This is a genomic window from Microbacterium sp., from assembly GCF_047607225.1.
GTDB lineage: Bacteria > Actinomycetota > Actinomycetes > Actinomycetales > Microbacteriaceae > Microbacterium.
The window spans coordinates 1-4715 of record NZ_JASGDO010000077.1 but is presented as its reverse complement, the minus strand read 5'-3'; the positions used below and the strand labels follow the sequence as shown (position 1 = coordinate 4715).

Annotated in this window: 5 protein-coding genes and 1 pseudogene; 2 read left to right on the top strand and 4 right to left on the bottom strand. The window is 71.2% G+C overall.

Annotated elements, in window-relative coordinates; all coding sequences use genetic code 11:
- A partial coding sequence (locus QM591_RS15755) for an alcohol dehydrogenase catalytic domain-containing protein (protein ID WP_415133777.1) occupies window positions 1-584 on the bottom strand: 584 nt, incomplete at its 3' end.
- A gap of 50 nt (window positions 585-634) precedes the next feature.
- Window positions 635-2158 (bottom strand): mannitol dehydrogenase family protein, encoded by a 1524-nt coding sequence (locus QM591_RS15750; protein ID WP_415133775.1) that lies wholly within the window; start codon window positions 2156-2158, stop codon window positions 635-637.
- A 152-nt stretch (window positions 2159-2310) separates the two neighbouring features.
- Here QM591_RS15750 and QM591_RS15745 point away from each other — a divergent pair, with 152 nt between their 5' ends.
- The gene (locus QM591_RS15745; protein ID WP_415133773.1) at window positions 2311-3297 is read left to right on the top strand and encodes a LacI family DNA-binding transcriptional regulator; all 987 of its coding nucleotides are present in this window, start codon (window positions 2311-2313) and stop codon (window positions 3295-3297) included.
- On the opposite strand, the gene QM591_RS15740 is transcribed toward QM591_RS15745, so the two are convergent.
- Entirely contained in the window at window positions 3288-3929 is a 642-nt protein-coding gene (locus QM591_RS15740) for a GntR family transcriptional regulator (protein WP_415133771.1), read from the bottom strand. The genes QM591_RS15745 and QM591_RS15740 overlap by 10 nt on opposite strands.
- Before the next feature lie 348 nt (window positions 3930-4277).
- Here QM591_RS15740 and QM591_RS15735 point away from each other — a divergent pair, with 348 nt between their 5' ends.
- The gene (locus QM591_RS15735) at window positions 4278-4484 is read left to right on the top strand and encodes a cold-shock protein (RefSeq protein WP_415133769.1); all 207 of its coding nucleotides are present in this window, start codon (window positions 4278-4280) and stop codon (window positions 4482-4484) included.
- Between the two features lie 16 nt (window positions 4485-4500).
- On the opposite strand, the pseudogene QM591_RS15730 reads toward QM591_RS15735, so the two are convergent.
- Window positions 4501-4715: pseudogene (locus QM591_RS15730) on the bottom strand (hypothetical protein); the annotation flags it as partial.

The following is a 4715-nucleotide window of genomic DNA, read 5'->3' as shown; positions in this document are numbered from 1 at the left end:
GCCCCGACGGCGAGGGCGCCCGCCCGTGCGGCGGCGGCCGCGACGAGCAGGCCGATGGGGCCGGCCCCGATCACGAGCACGCGGCGACCGGTGAGGTCGCCCGCGAGGCCCACGGCGTGCAGGGCTACCGCGAGCGGTTCCGCGAGGGCGGCACGCGTGAGGGGAAGCCTCGGCGGCAGCAGGCGGATCATGTGGTCCTCGACGAGGAGAAGTTCCGACGCGCCGCCCTGGCGGTGCGGGTCGGCGGCGGCGCTGCCGAGGTAGTCACCGCCGGGGCGCAGGTGCGGGCGGTCCTCCAAGCCGGCGACGGCGGGACCGAACCGGGCGGGGTGCACGGTCACCGGCGTGCCCGGGGCGAGGGTTCCCGAAGGGTCGAGGTCGATGACTCCCGAGAGCTCGTGCCCGGGAACGAGTGAGCCGCGGATCGTGTACTCGCCGTTGGCTCCGTGGAAGTAGTAGTGCAGATCGGAGCCGCAGATCCCGACGTAGTGCACACGGATGCGCACCTCGCCCGAGCCGGGCTCGGGGACCGAGCGGTCCTCCCAGCGGATGTCCTCCGCTGCGTAGATCGTGAGCGCCTTCATCGTCGCTCCTTCCTCCTCAGTCGCGTTGGCCTTCGGTGTCGCGGCGGCGGTCACGAGCGCACCGCCTTCGTCGTCGCGTGGGTGGCGTTTTCCAGGGACTCCGCCACCGCGTCGGCGATCGCTGCACCGGGCCCCTGTCGCTGGATGGTGTCGATCAGTTCTCCCACGCGCGCGGTGAAGGCGTCGTGATGGGCGAGCTCGGTGCCCAGGAGATGCAGCTCGCTGAGCACGCGCGCGGCGAGCTCGCGTCCGTCACGCGCCGTCGCGGCCAGACGCGCGAGAGTGTCGCGCGCGGGGTCGGTCATCGCGGCTGCGTGGGGTCCGGGGTCGAACCCGGGGAGCGGCGCGAGGCAGGACAGGTAGCCGGCGACGGTGAGAGCGAGCAGGTGCGGCATCTGCCCGGCAGCAAGCGCGCGCAGCGCCGGCTCGGGGATGCGCTGACGCAGCTTGACCGATCCGTCGCTGCCGACCTGGCTCGTCCGGTGGCCGAGCGCACTGTTGGCCCAGCGCCGGAACAGCTCGCTCTCGTACGCACGCACGTCGACGCCGCTCGGGACCTCAACGGACGGCTCGTATTCTCCGCGCAACACGGCGCGGGCCGCCTCTTCGATCTCCGGCGTCGCGATCGAGGCGGGAATGGTCGCCGCGCCACGGAGCGCGCCGAGGTAGGCGATGAGTGAGTGGGTGCCGTTGAGGAGGCGCACCTTGAGCTGCTCGTAGCGGCCGACCTCATCGGTGAACACGGCGCCCGCGCGCTCCCAGGCGGGCCGCCCGGCGGCGAAGCGGTCTTCGATCGCCCACATCGTGAACGGCTCGGCGGGCACGGGGATGTCGTCGCGGAGACCGGAGAGCCGGCCCACTTGTGCGCGCAGCTCGTCGGTCGTGGCGGGGACGATCCGGTCGACCATGCTGGACGGGAAGGTGACGGCCGTGTCGAGGTAGGCGAGCACGGGGTCCGATTCGGGGCCGGGGAGTGCGTGGAGGAACTCCCGGACGAGCTTCTCGGTGTGGGCGCCGTTCGCCGCGAGGTTGTCGCAGCTGAGGATCGACAGGGGTGCTCCTCCGGCGGCGGCGCGGGCCTGCAGCCCGCGCGCCAGCTGTCCGATGGTCGAACGGGGAGCGCCGCCGCGGAGATCCGCGCGGATGGCCTCGTCGTCGAGATCGAGGTGCTGGGTGGCCGGTGAGTAGCTGTAGCCGTTCTCGGTGACGGTGAGCGTGACGATCTTGATCGCGTCGGATGCCATCTCGGCGACGACGCGAGCCGGCTCATCGGCCGCCACGAACGCGTCGGTGTGGACGGCGGGAACCGTGAGCGAGGTCTCCCCCGGCGAGATGGTGGCCACGTGGTACAGGAAGTCCTGCGCGCGGAGCGCGTCGACGACGGTGCGGGAACGCGAAGCGACGCCGATGATGCCCCAGTCTCCTCCGGCCGCGCCGATCGCGGCAGCGGTGTAGACCGACTGGTGCGCGCGGTGGAAGCTCCCGAGCCCCAAGTGGAGGATCCCGGCCGAGCGCGGCGAGGTGGGAACACCAGCGGCGGTCGGGCGGCCGAAGCGCGGCAGGTCGGTGCTCATTCGGGTGCTCCGTCGTCGGGGTCCGCGCACCCGGACAGGTGATCGGCGATGATCGTCATGACAAGCAGTGTGTATGGCTTGTACAAACTTGTCAACTCCTTTCACAGGATCGATGGACGATCATAGGAGGACAGATCATCCGGAAGGCGATAGTGGCAGCGACTCTGACCGACGTGGCGCGCAAGGCCGGCGTATCGCTGGCCACGGCCTCACGAGCCTTCGGCGAACCCGATCGACTGGCCGCTGCGACTCGAGAACGAGTGCTCCGCGCGGCCGGCGAGCTCGGCTACGTGACCTCATCGCCGGCGACGACGACGAAGACGATCGGGGTAGTCGTCCCCGACGTGGCCAACCCCGTCTACGCGACGCTGATGAAGGCGATCGAAGGGCAGGCCTGGCACGGACGGCATCGCACCGTGCTGTTCGACGCCGACGAGGACCTCCGCCGCGAGCGCGAGCAGATCCAGCGCGCGAGCCAGCTCGACGGCATGCTCCTGTGCTCCCCGCGTCTTCCCGACGACGAGCTCCTCTCTCTCGTGGGTGACACCCCTTACGTCGTCGTCAACCGACAGCTCGAGGGTGCGATCTGCATCCTCATGGACGCGGAGTTCGGTCCGACGCAGGCGATCGAGCACCTCGCCGCGCTCGGCCACACGCACGTCGCCTACGCGTCCGGTCCCCGCGGATCGTGGGCCGACGCACGGCGCTTCGACTCCATCGCGCGCGCGTGCGAGCGCCACGGCATCCGTCTGACGCGCTTGAGCCACCACGCCGCGTCGATCCAGGGCGGACGGGCGGCGGCGGCTCCCGCGGCGGCGAGCGGCGCGACCGCGGTGGTGGCGTACAACGATCTCGTGGCCCTCGGCGTGGAGTCGGGGCTGTCCGAGCTCGGCCGTCACTGCCCGCGCGATGTCAGCATCGTCGGCATCGACGACATCGATCTGGCCAGTGCCGTCACTCCCGCCCTCACCACGGTGCGGATGCCGATCGCCCGCAGCGGCGCGCTCGGCGTCGACCTCCTGTTGCAGGCGATGTCGGGAGCGCCGGTCAGCGACGTCGCGACGCTGAACTCCCAGCTCATCGTCCGGGGATCCACCGCAGCCCCCCGGCGCGACACGGTCCCGGGTTCTCAGGCGTAGCCGTAGATCCGCCGGAGGGCCTGCTCGGCGCCGTCTCCGTCTCGGGCGGCGATGCACTCGCGGAGGGCGAGGTAGCGATCGATGCCCTCGATCGGTCCCTCGAGGAATGCGTCCCAACCCCGGAGATTGCGCCGGATCGCCAGCGACGCCTCGCGCACGAGTCCGATGAACACCGAGTTGCCGGTCGCGTGGGTGACCGCCGTGAACATCCGCGTCGAGGAGGTGAACAGCGTCGGGACGTCGCCCACCGAGGCCGCGTCGACCACGGCGTCGGCGTCGGTGAGGATCGCCGCAAGAGCCTCGTCGTCGCACGCGGCCAGGGCGAGGCGCAGAGCGACGCCCATGAGGTGCGCGGTCAGCTCGGCGGTCTCCGCACGCAGGCGCCGGTCCGGCTCGGTCACGCGGGTGTAGCGACCGACCGCCACCTCCACGAGGCCGAACCGCTCCAGGCGCTGCAGGGCCTCCCGCACCGGCGTGCGGGAGATGCCCAACTGCGCGGCGAGCTCGACGTCGCGGAGCTTCTGCCCGGGCTCCAGTCGGCCGTCGAGGATCGCCGCTCCGATCGTCTCGTAGACCTCGTCGCTCAAGATGGCGACGTTCGTCAGATCGAGGGGAGGGAGGGGCTCGCTCATGTCGCCAACAGTGTATGTCCGGCTGCCGAGCGTGCCCGCCGACGGTCCCTGCGGAGCCATACCCTCCTCTCGGCGGATTCTCATCAAGGCCTCACGTTCCGGTGTGGGTGGGCGGCAGTAAAGTGAGCCCGTCACGCTTCATCGTGACCTATCCGGGGGGATCCGTCGACGCCCGGGCGAGCGCCGTCTGCGTGACGCCCGGGCGTCGAATGGTGTCGGGCGCCTGCGCGCGGCATGCAACATTTTCGTCACCATCTGAAACGCCCCTGGGCGGGAGGCGACGCTCCCGTTTACCGTGGAGGCGTCGGCGTGCATCCTTCGCCGAGTAGCGCAGCAGGTAAGGCAATCATGAGCAGCAGCGGCACCGTCAAGTGGTTCAACTCCGAGAAGGGGTTCGGCTTCATCGCCCCCGACGAGGGTGGGGCCGACGTCTTCGCCCACTACACGGCCATCGACGCGAGCGGCTACCGCTCGCTGGAGGAGAACCAGCGCGTCGAGTTCGACGTCGCGCAGGGTCCCAAGGGCCTGCAGGCGGAGAACATCCGCCCCCTCTGAGCGCGGACGCGTCCGCTCAGTCGATCGTCGCTCTTCCGGTCTGCCGCTCGTAGGCCGCGAGCGCAGCGGCGTCTTCGGCGTGCCGCATCGCGCGGCGGGCAGCATCGAGGGCTTCGACGGGATCGTGCGCGGAGCGGGAGGCGGCAAGTTCGTGCTGCGCCGCCGCCAGCCGCACGCGTGCGTCGGCACCCGCGTGACCGGCGACCGCCTCCGCGTGGGCCACGGCCGTGC